Source organism: bacterium (assembly GCA_029210545.1).
GTDB lineage: Bacteria > BMS3Abin14 > BMS3Abin14 > BMS3Abin14 > BMS3Abin14 > JARGFV01.
The window spans coordinates 1-17,986 of sequence record JARGFV010000019.1 but is presented as its reverse complement, the minus strand read 5'-3'; the positions used below and the strand labels follow the sequence as shown (position 1 = coordinate 17,986).

The following is a 17,986-nucleotide window of genomic DNA, read 5'->3' as shown; positions in this document are numbered from 1 at the left end:
CTCAATAGGTAAAATCCAGCTGAACCCATGGTGTTTCCCGGTTGAATATGGTGGTGAAAAAGAAGAGGTATCCGAGGACCGAGGGCAGCTCCACGGAGCGAAGTGTGGCCATGACCCTGACCCTGTACTTCGTGTCCTTCTCGAGACGGTCCAGGGGGAACATGGGCCACTGGTTGATCTCGGTCAACCACCCGATGGCCTCGTCCTCATTCTTTATCGTCATCTCGAGGAGTTCGGAGCCGTACCCCTCACCGGCAAACAGGAACAGCTGTTTGACCGGATCGTATTCGAGGTTGTGGACCAGTTCCCGGTCGCGAACGATGCGCTCACCCAGAAGGGTCCCCTTCCGGGTCAGGCGGATGCGGTATCGGAAAGTCAGGGGGACGCCGCCCCTGAGGGCCTGGAGCATCTCGTCTGTAAATTCGGTGGACAGCTTTGCCGACAGGAGGACAGCCTCCTCCCCCTGGTGCAGCTGAAGCCCGATGATCCGGGGACCGTCGGAGGCGGCCCGCACGGGCACGGTAACCGCGAAAGACAAGGTGATCAGGACGAGGATGGCCGCGAGGAGCCTTTTCATGGTCGTATCGCCTTCATCCCGGCAGCGCGTCGGGGAACCTGCATCACGCCAACGGCGTGACGAGATACGGTTTGTTGGAAGGCGTTTTTTTTCGGTCTCCTTGCTTGCAGCAAGGTCAACCAAATGAAAAATATCCACATTGAGTCGTTCTATTGCCCTTATCGGATAGAATCGTAAGAAATTCCGGCAAACAACAGCCTTGAGCCTGCAATTAATCCCCGACAGGCTCCTGGCATTATATCACCGGTTGTTGTGACCACAAGGCAAAAGTGTGGCAAAAACAACACACGGAATCTCCCTTCAGGAAATTCCGTGTAAAAAATTTTTGGACCCCAAAAAGTCCATCAACGCGCCCCGCGCGGGGCGCCCAAATCAATGAATAGCCGCGCCTGGGAAGGGCCCCCGGATCGATGACCCGTGAAAACTGCCGCGCCTGGGAGAGGCGCCCGGATCGATGACCGCCAAATATGTCAGCGATCCGTGAGGAAAGGAAAAACCACGCTTTTTCCTTTCCGTTGAGCCAAAGTCTCGCACAGACTTTGGTGATTATCAGCAGTCACCGTGAGGAAAGGAAAAACCACGCTTTTTCCTTTCCGTTGAGCCAAAGTCCTACCCGGACTTTGGCGATATTACTGTAGTCACCGTGAGGAAAGGGAAAACCACGCTTTTCCCTTTCCCCAGGACAGTCAGCTAGACCCTCGGCTGTAAGCCGAGGGCTTGAAGTTAAGAATTAACTTTAATATTGTTGCTTTAGGTTACTATTATTAAAGCTGTTTACTTTAAATATATGACTTATACGATCTGAACCGGGTTCTTCCTTTTCCCTATCTCTTATCTCTTAGGACTATACTGGTCTGTTCCCCAACATCCCCCATCTCTGCTATTCTATCTTCAAAGAGTTCCCCATTGCCGACAATTGTCTGGAGGTTCGCAATGCGTTTCCTGATCAACTGGTTCATCTACGCCCTGGCCATCGGCATCGTCGCCTACATCCTGCCCGGAATCCAGCTCAACGGGATTTTCGCGGCCCTGGTCACAGCGGCTATCCTGGGGCTGGTCAACGGGTTCCTGCGCCCGGTCCTGTTTATCCTGACCCTGCCCCTGACCATCCTGACCCTTGGTCTCTTCACCTTCGTCCTCAACGCCCTCATGGTCCTGCTGGCGGCCGCCATGGTTCCCGGTTTTTACGTGGCGGGTTTCTGGTGGGCGGTCCTTTTCACCCTGGCCATGTCCATCGTGTTGTTTTTCCTGGGGGAACTGACCGAGCCAAAGGAGCGGACGGTAAGGTACGTAAGGTTCGGGCCGGAGGTGAGGAGGGAGAGGGACGTGAACTGAGAGACGCACCACAATCGGCGTCTCTCAGTTCGGACACGGTGACGCGGAGACACGGAGAAAAGAACCCGTATCGGGGTGTCGGAGTATCGGAGTAAAATCCCCCTTAAGCGTTCAGCTTTAGATGTTTATCGTGCCATTCCCATTTATCCATATTTGCCAAACAATTAGCTGACATCTCATCACCATCATGAATAATGCGGGCTAGTGGTTAGTTCCCCGCAAACCCGTCCATTATGGCATTGAAGGTGGCGCTGGGGCGCATGGCCTTTGACGTCCTTTCAGGATCGGGATGGTAATAGCCGCCGATGTCGTTGGGAGACCCTTGGACACCGATGAGTTCATCAACGATCTTCGTTTCGTTATCTCCCAGTTCCTTCGCCAGCTTCGCAAATCGCGCCTTGAGCTCCCCGTCCCCGGCCTGTTCGGCGATGGCCTGCGCCCAGTAAAGGGCAAGGTAGAAATGGCTTCCGCGGTTGTCGATCCCGCCGAGCTTCCGGGTGGGATTCTTGTTGTTTTCCAGGAACTTGGCATTGGCCTGATCAAGGGACCTGGCCATGGCCTTGGCGCTCTCATTGCCGGTGGCATCACCCATGTGCCTCAGCGATTCCGCAAGGGCGAGGAATTCGCCGAGGGAATCCCACCTGAGATAATTTTCCGCGATAAACTGCTGGATATGCTTGGGCGCGGAGCCGCCGGCACCGGTCTCGAAGAGGCCGCCTCCGTCCATAAGGGGCACGATAGAGAGCATCTTCGCGCTGGTGTTCAGTTCAATGATAGGGAAGAGATCCGTGTTGTAGTCTCGAAGGATGTTGCCTGTTACTGAAATGGTGTCCTTTCCCGCTCTCATCCTCTCGATGGAGAATCTAGTCGCTTCGGCCGGGGCCATGGTGCTGATATCCAGGCCTTTCGTATCGTGATCCTTCAGATACCGATCGACCTTTTTTATGAGCTGGGCATCGTGTGCCCTGTCCTTGTCCAGCCAGAATATCGCCGGCGCACCGGTTGCCCGCGCTCTCGTCACAGCCAGCTTGACCCAGTCCCGAATGGGCGCGTCCTTAACGGTCGGGGAGCGCCAGACATCCCCTTCTTCAACGAAGCTTTCGAGGATGGTGTTCCCGGCAGCATTGACGATCCGGATGGTGCCCTTTCCGGGGGACTGGAATGTCTTGTCGTGTGAACCGTACTCTTCCGCTTTTTGCGCCATAAGTCCGACGTTGGGCACGGTTCCTATGGTCGTCGGATCGTAGGCGCCATGTTTTTTGCAGTCCTTGATCACCTCATCGTAAAGGCCCGCGTAGCTCTGGTCAGGGATGACCGCCTTGGCGTCATGTGTATTGCCGTCGGGACCCCACATCTTCCCGCCATCGCGGATCATGGGAGGCATGGAGGCATCGATGATGATATCGCTGGGCACATGCAGGTTGGTGATCCCCTTGTCCGAGTCCACCATGGCTATAGCGGGACGCTTCTTGTAGACCTCCTGGATGTCGGCCTCTATCTCGGCCCTTTTGGCCTCGGGAAGGCGCTGCATCTTCGCGTACAGATCGCCCAGGCCGTTGTTGAAATCGACACCGAGCTTCGCGATCGTGTCGGCATGCTTTTCGATGGCCTCCCGGTAAAAGACCTTGACGCAGTGGCCGAAGATGATCGGGTCGGAGATCTTCATCATGGTGGCCTTCAGGTGGAGCGAGAAAAGCACGTCCCTGGCCTTCGCGTCCTCGATCTGCTCTTCGAAAAATTTAACGAGGGCCTTCTTGCTCATGAAGGTGGCGTCGATGACCTCTCCGGCCAGAAGCGGCAGACTCTCCTTGAGGACCGTCACCTTGCCGCTTTCATCGACAAACTCGATCCTTGCCTGAGTCCCTTCGGCCATGGTCGTCGATTTCTCATTGGAAAAGAAGTCCCCGCCGCTCATGGTCGCCACGTGTGTCTTCGAATCGGGTTTCCATTCACGCATCCTGTGGGGGAAGTTCCTCGCGTACTGCTTGACCGCATCCGCAGCCCGGCGGTCCGAGTTTCCTTGCCGCAAAACAGGGTTGACCGCGCTCCCGAGGACCTTGGCGTATCGCTCCTTGATCTTCCTTTCACTGTCGTTTTGCGGCTCCTCCGGGTAGTCCGGGATGTCGTATCCCTGCCCCTGGAGTTCCTTGATCGCAGCGACGAGTTGGGGAATGGACGCGCTGATGTTAGGCAGTTTCACGATGTTGGCCGCAGGCGTCAACGAGAGTTCACCGAGGGCCGTCAGCTCATCGGGAATTTTCTGCGCTTCGGTCAGCTTGTCGGGAAAGTTCGCGATGATCCTCCCGGCAAGAGAGATGTCCCGCAGTTCAACCTCGATGCCGGAGCCCTTCGTAAATGTCCGGATGATAGGGAAAAGGGAGTAGGTTGCCAGCATCGGGCCCTCGTCAGTTAAGGTCCAACTGATCTTCGGTGTCTTTGTAGTCATGACTTTCCTCCTGATATATCAGTGCGGTCTTGGCAACGGTTCATCGCAGGGACAAAACGGTCAGTCTCGTATGCAGGGTACCGTTCAAAGTATACAATATACAGTATACCAATACCTGCCGACAGCAGGTCTGTCAACGGTTTTATGGCTGGCGGCGGAGAACTGATCCCTCGATAAGCTCGGGACAGGGGGATATGAACTAAGTGCTATGAACTAAGTGCCATGAGCTAAGAGCGACGTGCTCGATGCCGTTTCAATATTGATAGAGTCGCAAAAAGTCCGATCCGGGACTTTTCGCTCCACGGAAAGGGAAAAGCGTCGTTTTCCCTTTCCTTACAAATCAATGACTTACGGAGTGAGTCATTGATTTGGGCGCCCCGCGCGGGGCGCGTTGATGACTTTTTGCGAAGCCATCAACTTTGACAGGGTCGCGAAAAGTCCAATCCGGGACTTTTTGTGAAGTCATCAATATAGATCGCGCTTTATAACTTCGTTGAGTTCGCAGGCATCCCACTGCGTGGAGATGCCTGCTTTTTCTTCGCAGTTTTTCGCTGGAGTCGGGAGGTGCTTTCCATGCAGGGTATGCCACCTGAAGGGTTCTACAGCCTGGAAAATCACGGCATCAAGAATGCCGGGAAAATCTATTGGACACCCACAACACCCGAACTTTACCAGGAAGCCGTGGCACGGCGCGAGGGGCTTCTGGCACATCTGGGTCCACTCGTAGTGCGCACAGGGCATTACACGGGACGGTCGCCCAACGACAAGTTCCTCGTTATGGAACCTACCAGCAAGGACAAGATCTGGTGGGGTAAAGTCAACCGGCCGTTCGAGGAAGAACAGTTCAACAGGCTCCATGCGAGGCTCATGGCCTACCTGCAGGGAAAGGACCTCTTTGTCCAGGACTGTTATGTCGGCGCCGACCCCAATTACCGTCTTCCCATCAGGGTCATCACGGAGCGCGCCTGGCACAACCTGTTCGCCCGCAACATGTTCATCCACATCGAGGACCGGACCCTGCTTTCCGGTTTCGTCCCGGAGTTCACACTCATCGACATGCCGGGATTTCACGCCGTTCCGGAACTGGACGGGACCAATTCCGAGGCGTTCATCCTGGTGGACTTCGGCAAAAAGCTCGTGATCATCGGCGGAACCAGCTACGCCGGGGAGATCAAGAAATCCGTATTTACGATCCTGAATTACCTGCTGCCCCAACAGGGTGTCCTGTCCATGCACTGCAGCGCAAACGTGGGTCCCAAAGGAGATGTGGCGGTCTTTTTCGGCCTGTCGGGGACCGGCAAGACCACCCTTTCGGCGGATCCCATGAGAAACCTCATCGGCGACGACGAACACGGCTGGAGCGACGAAGGGATCTTCAACTTTGAAGGGGGCTGCTACGCCAAGGTCATCCGGCTTTCAGAGGAAGCCGAGCCGGAGATCTACGCCGCCACACGCTTCTTCGGTACGATCCTCGAAAACGTCGGGATTGACGGCGCGACACACCGTGTCAACCTGGACGATGACACCTTCACGGAGAACACCAGGGCCGCCTACAGCATCGACCGCATCCCCAACGCGGTGATAAATGGTGTTGGAGCGCATCCGAAACACGTTATCATGCTTACAGCGGACGCATTCGGTATCATGCCGCCCATCGCGCGCCTCACCCCGAGGCAGGCCGAATACCATTTTCTGTCAGGTTACACGGCCAAGATCGCCGGCACCGAGAGGGGCATGGGGGACGAGCCGGAGGCGACCTTCAGCGCCTGCTTCGGGGCCCCCTTCATGGCCCTGAAACCATCCGTCTATGCAGAACTCCTGGAACAGAAGATCACGAAACACAAAGCGGCCTGCTGGCTGGTCAACACAGGCTGGATCGGCGGCGGCTACGGTGCTGGTGAACGCATCTCCATCCAGTACACACGCACTCTGCTCAACGCGGCCCTGGAAGGGAAACTGGACAACGCGCCCATGCGGATCGATCCCACCTTCGGGTTCGAGGTTCCCGCCGTCTGTGACGGTATCCCTTCAGAGATCCTCGATCCAAGGGAGAACTGGAAGGACAAGAGCGCCTATGATCGGAAGGCAAAGGAACTCGCCAACAGGTTCGTGGAGAACTTCAAGGATTTCGACGCGGCCAGGATCAGGGATGTTGTGGAGGCGGGACCGAAAGTTCAGTGATCAGCAGTCAGTAGACAGGATAAAGACCTTGTAATAAAAGGCGGCCCATGCGGCCGCCTTTTTGGTTTCAGGTTCATCTGGATGCATTCTCCAGGAAAAATTTTGTCAGGCCGACCACCAATTGGCCCATTTTTTGGTAATTCAGCGTTTCGGGCCTGTCTGTGTGAGAACCATTATTGAGCGCATGCTTCAGATACTACCTTAATTAATTATCAGCTGTCTGGTAACTTTACCGGGCCCCTACAGGATCGCCTCAACCTTTTGAACACCGGGTTTGGATCCTGACTTCTGAAAAGGAAGATAACCGTTGCAGACCTTCCTCCCTTACCCGGATTTTGGGAAGACAGCTCAAGTCCTTGATAACAGAAGGCTCGGCCGGCAGAGGGTGGAAGCCTACCAGATCCTCCGGACCCTGTCCGGGCTGTCGAAGGGTTGGCGAAACCACCCTGCCGTCAGGATGTGGCGAGGCTACGAGATGGCCCTCTCGGCCTACATGAACGCCATGATCGACGAGTGGGAGAGGAGGGGATACCGGAACACCATGTTCAGGGTAGCTCTGCCGGTCGCCTGGGAGAAACCTCCCTGGCTGGGAGACGAGGCACTTCACAGGGCTTACCGCAGCAACCTCCTTCGCAAGGACCCCGACCATTTCGGGCGATTCTGGCCCGGGGAACCGGACGACCTGGAGTACGTCTGGCCGGGATAGGACAGACAATGTCAGAAGTGCAAAGTCCAACGTCAAAAGCCTTCCCTGCACATCAAATCTGGAACTTGCCCCTCTTCCCTTGACGTTCCCCGGCTAAATCTTCATATTCAAATCAGCATGCTGATTTGAATATGGGGGAGTGGCGGAACGGGCAGACGCACGGGACTTAAAATCCCGGGCCGTTAGGCGTGAGGGTTCGAGTCCCTCCTTCCCCACCACCCTTCGACAGGCTCAGGGTCGATATGGAATGGACTGATGAGATTGTCGAAGGGTGGTAGTCCTGAGCAAGTCCTGAGCCAGGCACCGAGAGCCTGGGTGCCGTGTCGAAGGACGCGTCGAAGGGCACCATCATACGGGGCTTGCCCCTCGATTGAAATCGGGGTCCTGAGCGTTTTCGAAGGACTCGTGGCAGGCCACGGAGTATGGAGGGACGAGAACCTCCCCAGCCTTACGCGAAAGAGGGCACAAAGGCTGTTCCCCAAGAGAAGCTACGGTCGGCAAGCCATGAAAGACTGTGGACCATCCGCAGCCGTATGTTAAGGGGATATTTCGAGGGGCCAATGGAGAACCTGTTGGAGTTCAAAAACCCTGCAAAACATGCCGAGACTGTTACCGATGAGTGGAAGCCTGTCCTGGAGAGCCTTGTGAACCGTATCCAGGATCTCAACATCCGGACGGAAAAGGATTTTCTGCTCATAGGTTCCAACCTCCAGGAGTATGCCACAAGGGCTGCCGAGATATCGAAGGTCGCCATTTCGGCCTCCACCGTCATGTCCGGCGACGAGATCCAGGACGCTGTGAGTGGACTGACTGGGATGATCGACCAGCTCGAAGATCTGTTCCTGAAGTCCAATGACGCTTCCTGCCTTAACCTGGTAGGCCTGCGAGCCGCCGGAAAGACCCTCCGGGAGGTTTTCGAGGAACTCCAGGAACTCAAAGGAACGTCCCGCGACCTCAAGATGTTGGCCCTGTCAACAAAGATCCAGAGCACACGTACGGGGAAGGGTCTTGCCGCTTTCATGCAGCTGGGTAACGATATCGCCGGCATGTCAGAGATCATTCACAACAAATCTGCCGACCTTTCCGATGAGACATCCAGGCTCGCGGGGTTTGTCGACGGCGTTACCGGTAACCTCAAGGAGTTAACATCGAGGCAGCAATACCAGACGACGGAGGTCATGGAGGGGACACGGAACATTATCGGGTCCCTCGGCGAGATAAGCATACGTTCAGCCCAGGAGGTAGAGAGGATCAAGGAGAGTTCGGACCAGATCACGGCTAGCATCCAGGAACTGGTCACCTCCATCCAGTACCAGGACATAACCCGGCAGACCATGGACAGGATACGAACCGGTCTGAGCGGGGTTCTCAAGGCCGAGGCTGAGACGGACAACCCTGGACAGGGACATCTTCCAAGCCCCGAGATCATCGCATGCTCCGAAGCTTTTCATCAGGCGGCGGGGATCCGGAGGACCGGAGACCAGGTCCGGAACGTTATCCGGGAGATGGTATCCGCTCTTCGCCACATTGCGGATAACATAGCCGAAATGGGGGATGTTACCGCCGCCGCGGGCGGGGAAACAGGGCAGTTTCTGAAACAGCTCGAGCAGGGTATGGGATCGGTCACGAGTTTTCTCTCCCATGTCGTGGAATCCAGCAGGGAGATGTCCGATGCCTTGAGTTCCCTTGCAGAATCCGTGGAAGGGATGTCCAAATATTCAGAGGAGATCGAAATGATCAGCTCCGATGTCGAACTGATCTCCCTCAACGCCAGGATAATGGCGGCCCAGACCGGAACCGGCGGTGCGGGAATGAGTGTTATCGCCGAAGCCGTCCACGCCACGGCCATTGAATCGGAGAACCGTCGGCGTACGCTCATCGAAAGGCTTGAGCGGATCACTCTGACCTCCATGGAGCTCAAAACCGCCATCGAGGACACCGTCAAGGGGAAGGAAAAGGAACTGGGCCAGGTGGTCCGGGAACTGGGAGTTTTCCTGGACGCCTTACGGATCATGCAGCACAAGATCGTTTCCATGCTCAATGAGATCAATACCTTGAGCAGCGGACTTTATGATAGCATCACAGCGTCTAGCGGACAGATTACCATTCAGGATACCGTAGACCCGGAATCCAGGGAAATATCTGATAAGCTCTACGACCTCGCCGTCAGGTTGGCCCGGGACCTGAGCCCTCAGGCACTGGTTGATCTGGATCCAACAGGGATCACCCTCCCGGAGGCCTCGGGGATGGGTCCTGATAAGAGGCTTAAAGTGATCCGCTCTTCTTTTGCAGTGAAAAGCCCTGTCGAAGACGGAGTCGATCCGGGAGGAGACGGCCCCGGAAGCAAAAACGCCATTTTATTTTAGACTCGTGCCTGCCTGCTCAATGGAAAGATCTCTCAAGAGCAGGAAGGTCGTCAAGAACGTTATAAGTCCCGTTCCTGAGATGGTGACCGAAGCAACAGCTCTTGCCGGGTTGTCTGATGACGGCCGCTATCAGGGAGAGGGTCTGGTCTGGTGTACACCTGGCGGCACACCGGAAGGAGATCAAGTCCATGGCCAGAACCGTAATGATCGTCGATGACTCGGCCACCATGAGGATGATGGTCGTATTCACCCTGCAAGAAGCCGGTTACACTATGATCGAAGCGGTCAGCGGCACCGACGCCTTCGAGAAACTGGAAAAAAACGATGTCGACATGATCATTGCCGACCTCCACATGCCGCAGATGGACGGTATCACCCTGGTGAAAATGATCCGGAGCCATAAAGACTATCACCTGATCCCTATCGTTATTTTGACCACCGAAGATCGCGAGTCCATCCGTGAACAGGGCCGGGAAGCAGGGGCCACAGGGTGGATGGTCAAGCCGTTCAAGCCTGAACAGTTGGTGGCCATTACACGGAAAGTGCTGGAATAGTGGGGGATGGCCAATTTCCACCTTCCTGGCAGAGGCCCATGAGTTTCTGCAGGCTTCTATTTCCTGAGAGCTGACAGCCGTAAAACGCCATTTTATCTTGACAATGTTCGACCTCCATTATAAGTAACCTGTAGAAACTACAGATATGAAGGGGCAGGGGAAGGGTAGCCGGACTTCCCCCTTTTTTCACTGGAAAAGACCTTCTTCAGCCCTTTATTTGCGGCCAACCGGCTAAGATGCCGGGGGAAGATTTTCTTTTTTTGTTTCAACGAAAGGAGAAATGGCGATGAGGCCACCTAAACTGCCAATGACCAATGAACTTGGATACTACGAGATCCGCATGGAGAGTATCGGCGGCATGGGAGCAAACCTTGCCGGCCAGATCCTCGCCGAGGCGTGCATCCTTGAGATGGGTTACAACGGTGTCAACTTCGCCAGTTACGGCTCCGAAAAAAAGGGGACCCCCGTTAAGTCCTTTATCCGGCTGGGGCCGGGCGACAAGGAAATCGCCGACAACGCCCCTGTGGAAAGCCCCCACATGCTGGTCGTCTTCGCCGAGGGGCTCCTGGGCACCGTGCCTCTTACCCAGGGGTTCAAAAAGGGCGGGGTGGTCGTCGTCAACACCACCAGGACGCCGGACGAGATCATGGATCTCATGGAGCTTCCCGGGTGCCTTGTCGTATGCGTGGACGCAATGAAGATCGCCATGGAAGAGAAGATCCCCCTGAACACAGCTCTCTTGGGGGCTGTTTCGAAGGCGTCCGGTTTCATCGATCCCGAATCGATCAAGAACGTCATCAAGGCCAAGATCGGGAAACGGTACCCCCATCTGGTCGAGGGGAACATGAACGCCTTTGACCGTGGCTTCAACGAGATCCGCGAAAAGGATTTCACATCTTCCGGCAAGTACCCGGAAGTGGAATTTCACCGGGCCCAGCCGGGACTGGGTTACGATAACGAGCCCTTCGGCGGGATCATCACCAACCCCGGCAACTCCCTGCTGAAAAACCACGCCGCCTCCAGGACCGGGTACATCCCCCTCTGGCACAGCGACAAGTGTACCCACTGCGGCGACTGTGACCTGACATGCCCCGATCACTGCATGGTGTTCGAGATGAAAAAGGACGACAAGGGCAAGGACAACGGTTACATGCTCGGAGTGGATTACAACTATTGCAAGGGATGTCTGCGGTGTGTCGCTATCTGCCCCTCGGAAGCCCTCACCACTGAGGTGGAAACCGAGCATGACGTCAACGAGCTTCGCGCTGATCTGAGGAGGGTGCTATGAGTTCCGCCAGGACCGCTAAAAAACTCTCTGGGCCGTACCCGCAGAAGGTGGACCTTCTGGACGGGAACGCCATCGCCGCCATCTCTGCCATGCACATCGATTTCGACGTGGTAGGGTACTATCCCATCACTCCCTCGACCCAGGTGGCAGAGACCCTGGACGCACTGAAGGCCGATGGCCAGCACGATATCACCATGATCCCGGGAGACGGGGAGCATGGTGCCGCCGGTATCTGTTTCGGGGCTACAGCAGGAGGTGCCCGCGTCTTCAACGCCACCTCCGCCAACGGCCTGCTCTTCGCCATGGAACAGCTCCCGGTCCAGTCGGGAAGCCGTTTCCCCATGGTCCTGGACATTGCCTGCCGCTCGGTCTCCGGTCCCCTGAACATCAAGGGCGACCACAGCGACATCATGATGGCCCTAAACGCGGGATGGATCATGCTGCTGGCCAAGGACCCCCAGATGGCCTACGACCTTAACATTATCGCGGTGAAGCTCGGTGAGCACCCGGACGTCAGGCTCCCGGTCATCGTCGCTTACGATGGCTTTTTCACAAGCCACCAGAAGAGAAGGGTTTACTATTTCGAGGATCCTTCCGTCGTCCGTGATTGGCTGGGAGACAAGGTCCAGGAGAACCACGCCCTGGATCCCGGCAACCCGGTCACCATCGGTCCGTACATGAACGAGCCCGATCTCATCAACAACAAGAAACAGCTCTCCATGGCCATGGAGAAGGCTTACAAGCTTCTCCCCGGTATCTACGGGGAGTACGGCAAGCTCTCCGGCCGGACCTATTCCGTTCTCAACTCCTACGCCATGGAAGACGCCGAGGCGGCCCTGTTCGTGCTCAATTCCGCCTTCGACACGGCAAAGATCGCCGTGGACCGGCTGCGGGAAAAAGGCGAGAAGGTCGGAGTCGTGACATCCACCGTGATCAGGCCGTTTCCCGTAAAGGGGATCCAGGCCGCTTTTTCAGGCGTCAAGGCTCTCATGGTGGGTGACCGTGCCGACAGTTACGGCGCTTTTAACGGCAACATGTCCATGGAGATCAAGGCGGCCCTCAAGGACGATCCCGATAACGGCACCCAGGTCCTGTCGAGGATCTACGGATTGGGAGGCCGTGAGTTCTATGTGGAAGATGCCCTGGAGCTGTTGGCGGAAGCCCTCGACACGGCAAAAACAGGCCTGGTCAAGGTGCACTTCGATTATCACGGCGCCAACCCGGGCGATCCCGATGTGAAGATGGAGCGCGTCGTTGCACCACTTACAAAAGAGGAGCAGTCGCCGGGGATCTTCCGCCTTGAAGAAAAGGACGGCCATTTCCTCCTCAAGGGGTTCAACAAGCGGAAGCTGGCCGCCAAACCGAAGCGGATCGTTCCAGGCCACGGCGCCTGCCCGGGCTGCGGCATCTTCCCGAGCCTGAACACCTTCCTCAAGGGGATCGAAGGCAACGTCATCGTCCAGTTCCACACCGGCTGCGCCATGGTCGTCACCACCGGATACCCCTTCAGTTCGCACCGGATCACCTACATCCACAACCTGTTCCAGAATGGCGCCGCTACGATGAGCGGCCTCGTGGAGGCGTACCACACCCTGGTCAGGAAGGGACGGCTTCCCGGTGACGAGGAGTTCACCTTCATCATGGTCACAGGTGACGGCGGCCACGACATCGGCATGGGGCCCAGCATCGGCGCGGCAATCCGCGGCCACAAGATGATCCTCCTCGAGTACGACAACGAAGCCTACATGAACACGGGGACGCAGCTTTCCTTCACGACCCCCATAGGGCACCAGACCTCCACTTCGGGGGTCGGACCCGGCGAGCGGGGTAAGTCGTTCCATCACAAGGATACGGCCCAGATCTTTGCCGCCTGCCATATCCCTTACGTCTTCACCGCGGTGGAAACGCAGCCTCGTGACATGGTACGCAAGGCCGCCATGGCCCAGAAAGTAGCCGCCGAGAAAGGGTTCGTTTTCGGCAAGGTCCTGTCCGTATGCCCCCTTGGCTGGCGAACGGTCGAGAAAAACTCCGTGGACATCATCCAGAAAGCCGTCGATACCTGTTTCTACCCCCTCTACGAAGTTTACAACGGCATCACGACCATCACCTACAACCCCGAGGAAAAGGACGGCAAACTGCCTGTTATCGAGTGGCTCAAGACCATGGGCAAGACGCGCCACCTCACCAAGGCCGAGAACGCGGACATCGTTGAGGCGTTCCAGGTGGAGGTGGACCGGCGCTGGCTGCGCCTGAAGGCAGTTCACGAGAACCCGATACTTTAAAAAAAGGGGGGAGCGAAAGCTCCCCCCTTTTTTTAAAGCTTACAAGGACCGGAAAGGGTGGGGAATTACATTATAATTTCCTGGGACGCCTCCGGTGAATAGGATACCAGGCGCTATTGGTGGGGGAACTTTTACACGTGGGAACGATCTTCACCGTTCCCGCGTTCTCCCATCAAAAACGCGATCCGTGCGAGGAGCGTGTCGTTATCGACGGGCTTGACGAAGTAGGCGTTTGCCCCTGCCTTGAACCCTTCCTGAACCTGGTTTTCCTGACCGAGAGCGCTGACAATGATGACCGGCATCTCCCTGGTCACGACTTTACGCCTGACGATCCTCAGCATCGAAAGGCGGGATCTCGAAAAAGAAAGTACTCCCTTTGCCCTCCTCGCTTTGGACCCATACGCGACCGCCCAGGAGTCTTGTGATCCTGCGAACGATGGCAAGCCCCAGACCTGAACCCTCGTGGTCCCTCGTCGTCGAGATATCAACCTGGTAGAAAAGGTTGAATATCTTGTTGACTTGCGCTTCGGGGATGCCAACTCCCTCGTCGGTTACCGAGATCAGAAGACCACGGTGGCTTTCAGAGGCCTGGACCGTGACTCTTCCCTTCCCGGAGGAAAATTTGACGGCGTTACTCAGGAACTGCTGGAGAACCTGGAGAACCTTCAGCCTGTCCGTTGTGAAACGGCTGACCTCGTTGTTCACCCGGACCGAAAATCCGATATCCTTGTCTCCCACCTCGGGCCGTACCGTTTCGATGGCCTCGTCGATCAACTCCCGAAGAGGAAACTCTTCACCTGAAAGGTCGTAAACTCCCCGTTCCAGCTGTGACAGTTCGAGGATATTGTTAATGATGATCTCGAGTTTGTTCGATTCATCGAGACTCGTCTGGACGGCCTGGCGGCTGCCGGACGGATCTTGTGCAAGGTTACCGTCACTCATCAGTGTCAGGTAACCTTTGATCACCGAGAGGGGTGTCCTCAGTTCGTGGCTCACAAGCCCCATGAAATTTTTCTTGTATTCGTCGGCGATCATGAGTTCCCTGAACATTTCATCCTTTTTTTCCAAAAGCTTGCCGATCCTGTCACGGGAGCGCTTGAGCTCCAGGGTGCGTTCCTCGACACGCTCTTCGAGTTCACTGATGAGGGCCTGCTGCTGATAGGCGTGGGTCCTGGAGGTCACCCTGCCGTACCGGTAGAAAAGGGCCGCAAACACCAGGAAGAGAAAGATGTGCGTAATACTGGCCCAGAACGTTTCCGACAGCACCATGGCCCTGAGAACCCTGTAATCCTGATATATCTCGTATGCGCCAAGGATCTGCCCGTTTACAGGGTGAACGATAGGGACGTAGGTCTCCAGCATCGGAAAACCTGCCCGTTTGCCGTAGGTCAACTCCAGGTATTCCGGAGTCGCCACGTGGGAAGAGTTCGACCCGGACAGAGCCATGGCCAGGGAACGGTTGTCCCGGGCCACCTTCCCGATGACCGACCGGTCCAGGGAAAAAAGGATGACACCCTCCAGGTTGAATATCTTGATATTTTCAAGGCCGAAATCGGTAATGACAATTTCGACACTGCTTTTGTGAATGAGGAAAGATTCGGGGGAATCAAGATAAACTTTGCCATCCGGATCGCTGCTCTGGGAAACCAGGATGCGGCTGAGGTGGGAGGCCACACGATCAGCATAGCTCTCCGACTGCACCATAACCGATTTCAAGGAAGTCCAGTAATCGCTGATTGTTACGATGGTTGAGGCTATGAGTATGAGGACGATGGAAACGATCTGGAACCGTTTCTGGGTCAGCTGTCGCTGGATCATATGGCCTCTCGGATTCGGGTGAAGGTATTTCTGAGTCATTGAATGCTAATACAAACAGGCAGAAGGTATCAACCGGTTTTCGCTGAAATCAAGTTTTCACGGGGTTTGGCGGGCTGATTGCTCTTGACACTTTGCTCCCTCATCTGCTATCCAAAATGGCAAAGGTATATAGCATTCCATTCCATGCCATTTTCAAGTCCCACTTACAAGGAGGGAGAGATGAACAGAACCGAGCTTATTGCCAAGATTGCCGCGGACGCCGGGATCAGCAAGGCAGCCGCCGAGAGAGCACTGGGTGCTTTTGTGGACAGCGTTACAGGCGCCCTGAAAAAAGGGGGCAAGGTTTCCCTCGTTGGCTTCGGTACATTCAGTGTAAGTGAAAGAGCCGCCCGCACCGGTCGTAACCCGAGGACCGGCGCTGTTATCAACATCCCCGCTTCCAAGGTCCCCAAATTCAAGCCGGGCAAGGGGCTTAAAGACGACATCAGATAATCTCTTCCTGAAGAAGAATATTAAAAGAGCCGATCCTCCGGATCGGCTCTTTTTTTGGTGAACAGTGAAACGATAAAACATTCCTTTCACGTTTCACTGATTGTAATCCATCCTCCTCCACATCCTCATGAACAGATTTCCGAACACCACCACCGAGATGGTCTGGCCTGCACCGATGGAAAACACCATTGCCCAGTAGGGGTGGACGGCTACCCAGTTCAACACGGCGATGACGGCGCCTTCGCCTTCAACAGGTACGAACCCGAAATCGATCCCGAGGATGAGGTACAGGTAGGCCGAAACTCCCAGGGCGTTGAACAGCACCGGTGGAAGAAAAGGCAGTACCGGGACCCTTCTGGTGAACCAGGTAGCGTAGCCGGCCGCCAGGGTCAGGAGGGGCCCGAAGACGATGTCCGGAAGTCCCATCCCTCCGAGGATGTTGGCGAACAGACAACCGATGTAAAGGGCCAGGGGCATGTAGGGATCGAAAATGGCCAGCATGGCAAGACCCTCCGAAATGCGGACCTGTACAGGCCCGTAACCCAGATTCAGCCCCGGACCGAGGATGTTTGCCAGATAGGTCAGTACGACATACAGGGAAGCTACAAGGGCCAATCGGGTAAGTCTGCGTGGGTGCATGTCTTTTCTTCCTCTCATTCGAATTGCGAAGGCGGGTACCAAGTTGTTATGATGGAACTGTTGTAGCAAAAGCATCCCATTGATGCCAGAGGAAGAAAAGACAGCGCAAAGAACAAAGAACGAAGTACGAAGGAAGATCTTTCTTCGCGCTTTGCGCTTTGCTCTTGGAACTTGCGGCGGAGGTTCTTATGCGGATAGCTGTTACCGGCGGAACCGGTTTTGTTGGAAAGGCGGTCGTTTCTGAACTCCTGGAGAGAGGCCACCAGGTGAGGATCCTTGCCCGAAGCAGGCAGGAACAAGCAGATAGCGACAGATTATCGTATCATACCGGCAGTGTGGTCACTGGTGAGGGACTCAACACCTTTCTAAACGGTTCAGACGCCGTGGTCCACCTGGTGGGCATCATCAAGGAGGCCGGTTCCAACACCTTCGACGCCGTCCACCACCAGGGTACCGTCAACGTGCTCGGGGCAGCCCGGCAGGCGAAGATCCAACGGTACCTGCACATGAGCGCCCTGGGCACCCGGGAGGGGGCCATGAGCGGGTACCACCGCAGCAAGTGGGCGGGGGAGGAGGCCGTGCGGGAAAGCGGCCTGGCCTGGACCATTTTCAGGCCCTCCATCATCTTCGGGCCGGAGGACGCCTTCATCAACATGCTGGCCGATACGCTAAGGATAACTCCTGTCATGCCCGTTTTCGGCGGCGGGCAGAGCAGGATGCAGCCTGTCCACGTCCAGGACGTGGCAGCCTCCTTCGCGGCGGCCCTGGAGCGACCTGGTTGCATCGGAAAGGTGTACGAACTGGGTGGCCCAGATGTGCTCAGCTTCAAGGATATTCTTCACATAACTGCGCAAACTATTGACAAAAAAAGATATTTCATTCCAGTTCCCTTTTGGATGGTCAAGCCTCCTGTCTCCGCCATGCAGGCCATAGGGATCCCCCTGCCAGTGACGTCCGATCAGCTTCAGATGCTCCAGGAGGATAATATCCGGAAAGGTGGCGATGATATCACCGAGCTGGGAATCGTTTGGACGGGCTTCGAGGAGGGGATCAGGAGCTATTTAGGTTCGAAAAGGGAATAGGGGAGGAGGAAGGAGGGACAACACAAAGAAACCGCTTGACGCAGGGACGCGGAGAAAATGTTTAAAGCGGTGCAGCAGTACTTAAAAAGGGCATGAATACCCCAAGGCGTGCCTTGTACTTCCGTTTTTCTTCATCCTTTATCCTTGATAGGGTCGCAAAAAGTCCAATCCGGGACTTTTCGCTCCACGGAAAGGGAAAAGCGTCGTTTTCCCTTTCCTT

14 protein-coding genes and 1 tRNA gene are annotated in these 17,986 nt (G+C 55.9%); 10 read left to right on the top strand and 5 right to left on the bottom strand.

All coding sequences use genetic code 11. The features are described 5' to 3' along the window. Position 1 precedes the first annotated feature (1 nt). Positions 2–577 carry a DUF4390 domain-containing protein gene (locus P1S46_03550; GenBank protein ID MDF1535562.1) on the bottom strand — a complete coding sequence of 192 codons (576 nt, stop codon included), beginning with the start codon at positions 575–577 and terminating at the stop codon, positions 2–4. A gap of 933 nt (positions 578–1,510) precedes the next feature. Here P1S46_03550 and P1S46_03545 point away from each other — a divergent pair. Continuing rightward, a complete protein-coding gene (locus P1S46_03545; protein ID MDF1535561.1) occupies positions 1,511–1,912 on the top strand; it encodes a phage holin family protein in 402 nt (133 codons plus the stop codon). Positions 1,913–2,120: 208 nt separating this feature from the next. On the opposite strand, the gene P1S46_03540 is transcribed toward P1S46_03545, so the two are convergent. Further along, positions 2,121–4,358 carry an NADP-dependent isocitrate dehydrogenase gene (locus P1S46_03540; protein MDF1535560.1) on the bottom strand — a complete coding sequence of 746 codons (2,238 nt, stop codon included), beginning with the start codon at positions 4,356–4,358 and terminating at the stop codon, positions 2,121–2,123. A gap of 573 nt (positions 4,359–4,931) precedes the next feature. Between P1S46_03540 and pckA the strand changes: the two genes are divergently transcribed. From pckA to P1S46_03505, 7 genes are all read left to right on the top strand, one after another. Then, entirely contained in the window at positions 4,932–6,539 is a 1,608-nt protein-coding gene (gene pckA, locus P1S46_03535) for a phosphoenolpyruvate carboxykinase (ATP) (GenBank protein MDF1535559.1), read from the top strand. A gap of 307 nt (positions 6,540–6,846) precedes the next feature. Beyond that, positions 6,847–7,245: an MSMEG_6728 family protein gene (locus P1S46_03530; protein MDF1535558.1), complete on the top strand. Its 399-nt coding sequence runs from the start codon at positions 6,847–6,849 to the stop codon at positions 7,243–7,245. Positions 7,246–7,378: 133 nt separating this feature from the next. Beyond that, a tRNA-Leu gene (locus P1S46_03525) sits at positions 7,379–7,463 on the top strand. A gap of 354 nt (positions 7,464–7,817) precedes the next feature. Next, entirely contained in the window at positions 7,818–9,611 is a 1,794-nt protein-coding gene (locus tag P1S46_03520) for a hypothetical protein (protein ID MDF1535557.1), read from the top strand. 188 nt (positions 9,612–9,799) lie between these two features. Beyond that, a complete protein-coding gene (locus tag P1S46_03515) occupies positions 9,800–10,165 on the top strand; it encodes a response regulator (GenBank protein ID MDF1535556.1) in 366 nt (121 codons plus the stop codon). 286 nt (positions 10,166–10,451) lie between these two features. Continuing rightward, positions 10,452–11,453, top strand: coding sequence for a 2-oxoacid:acceptor oxidoreductase family protein (locus P1S46_03510; protein MDF1535555.1), 1,002 nt, complete (start codon positions 10,452–10,454; stop codon positions 11,451–11,453). Next, positions 11,450–13,735, top strand: coding sequence for a thiamine pyrophosphate-dependent enzyme (locus tag P1S46_03505; protein MDF1535554.1), 2,286 nt, complete (start codon positions 11,450–11,452; stop codon positions 13,733–13,735). Before P1S46_03510 ends, P1S46_03505 begins: the two co-directional genes overlap by 4 nt. A 131-nt stretch (positions 13,736–13,866) precedes the next feature. Here the strand turns inward: P1S46_03505 and P1S46_03500 are convergent, their stop codons facing one another. Both P1S46_03500 and P1S46_03495 read right to left on the bottom strand, forming a co-directional pair. Continuing rightward, entirely contained in the window at positions 13,867–14,076 is a 210-nt protein-coding gene (locus P1S46_03500) for a response regulator (protein MDF1535553.1), read from the bottom strand. Beyond that, complete coding sequence (locus P1S46_03495) at positions 14,054–15,553, bottom strand: HAMP domain-containing sensor histidine kinase (protein ID MDF1535552.1); 1,500 nt, start codon at positions 15,551–15,553, stop codon at positions 14,054–14,056. The genes P1S46_03500 and P1S46_03495 overlap by 23 nt, the downstream gene beginning before the upstream one ends. A 219-nt stretch (positions 15,554–15,772) precedes the next feature. Between P1S46_03495 and P1S46_03490 the strand changes: the two genes are divergently transcribed. Further along, a complete protein-coding gene (locus P1S46_03490; GenBank protein ID MDF1535551.1) occupies positions 15,773–16,045 on the top strand; it encodes an HU family DNA-binding protein in 273 nt (90 codons plus the stop codon). A 93-nt stretch (positions 16,046–16,138) separates the two neighbouring features. Here P1S46_03490 and P1S46_03485 read toward each other — a convergent pair whose 3' ends face one another. After that, positions 16,139–16,684: a QueT transporter family protein gene (locus tag P1S46_03485; GenBank protein MDF1535550.1), complete on the bottom strand. Its 546-nt coding sequence runs from the start codon at positions 16,682–16,684 to the stop codon at positions 16,139–16,141. A gap of 188 nt (positions 16,685–16,872) precedes the next feature. Here P1S46_03485 and P1S46_03480 point away from each other — a divergent pair, with 188 nt between their 5' ends. Further along, entirely contained in the window at positions 16,873–17,766 is an 894-nt protein-coding gene (locus tag P1S46_03480) for a complex I NDUFA9 subunit family protein (GenBank protein ID MDF1535549.1), read from the top strand. Positions 17,767–17,986 lie beyond the last annotated feature (220 nt).

Excerpts from the sequence above, each read along its gene's own strand:
- P1S46_03550 (MDF1535562.1), bottom strand. The coding sequence starts at position 577 with ATGAAAAGGCTCCTCGCGGCCATCCTCGTCCTGATCACCTTGTCTTTC.
- P1S46_03545 (MDF1535561.1), top strand. The coding sequence starts at position 1,511 with ATGCGTTTCCTGATCAACTGGTTCATCTACGCCCTGGCCATCGGCATC.
- P1S46_03540 (MDF1535560.1), bottom strand. The coding sequence starts at position 4,358 with ATGACTACAAAGACACCGAAGATCAGTTGGACCTTAACTGACGAGGGC.
- pckA (MDF1535559.1), top strand. The coding sequence starts at position 4,932 with ATGCAGGGTATGCCACCTGAAGGGTTCTACAGCCTGGAAAATCACGGC.
- P1S46_03515 (MDF1535556.1), top strand. The coding sequence starts at position 9,800 with ATGGCCAGAACCGTAATGATCGTCGATGACTCGGCCACCATGAGGATG.
- P1S46_03510 (MDF1535555.1), top strand. The coding sequence starts at position 10,452 with ATGAGGCCACCTAAACTGCCAATGACCAATGAACTTGGATACTACGAG.
- P1S46_03505 (MDF1535554.1), top strand. The coding sequence starts at position 11,450 with ATGAGTTCCGCCAGGACCGCTAAAAAACTCTCTGGGCCGTACCCGCAG.
- P1S46_03500 (MDF1535553.1), bottom strand. The coding sequence starts at position 14,076 with ATGCTGAGGATCGTCAGGCGTAAAGTCGTGACCAGGGAGATGCCGGTC.
- P1S46_03495 (MDF1535552.1), bottom strand. The coding sequence starts at position 15,553 with ATGATCCAGCGACAGCTGACCCAGAAACGGTTCCAGATCGTTTCCATC.
- P1S46_03490 (MDF1535551.1), top strand. The coding sequence starts at position 15,773 with ATGAACAGAACCGAGCTTATTGCCAAGATTGCCGCGGACGCCGGGATC.
- P1S46_03485 (MDF1535550.1), bottom strand. The coding sequence starts at position 16,684 with ATGCACCCACGCAGACTTACCCGATTGGCCCTTGTAGCTTCCCTGTAT.
- P1S46_03480 (MDF1535549.1), top strand. The coding sequence starts at position 16,873 with ATGCGGATAGCTGTTACCGGCGGAACCGGTTTTGTTGGAAAGGCGGTC.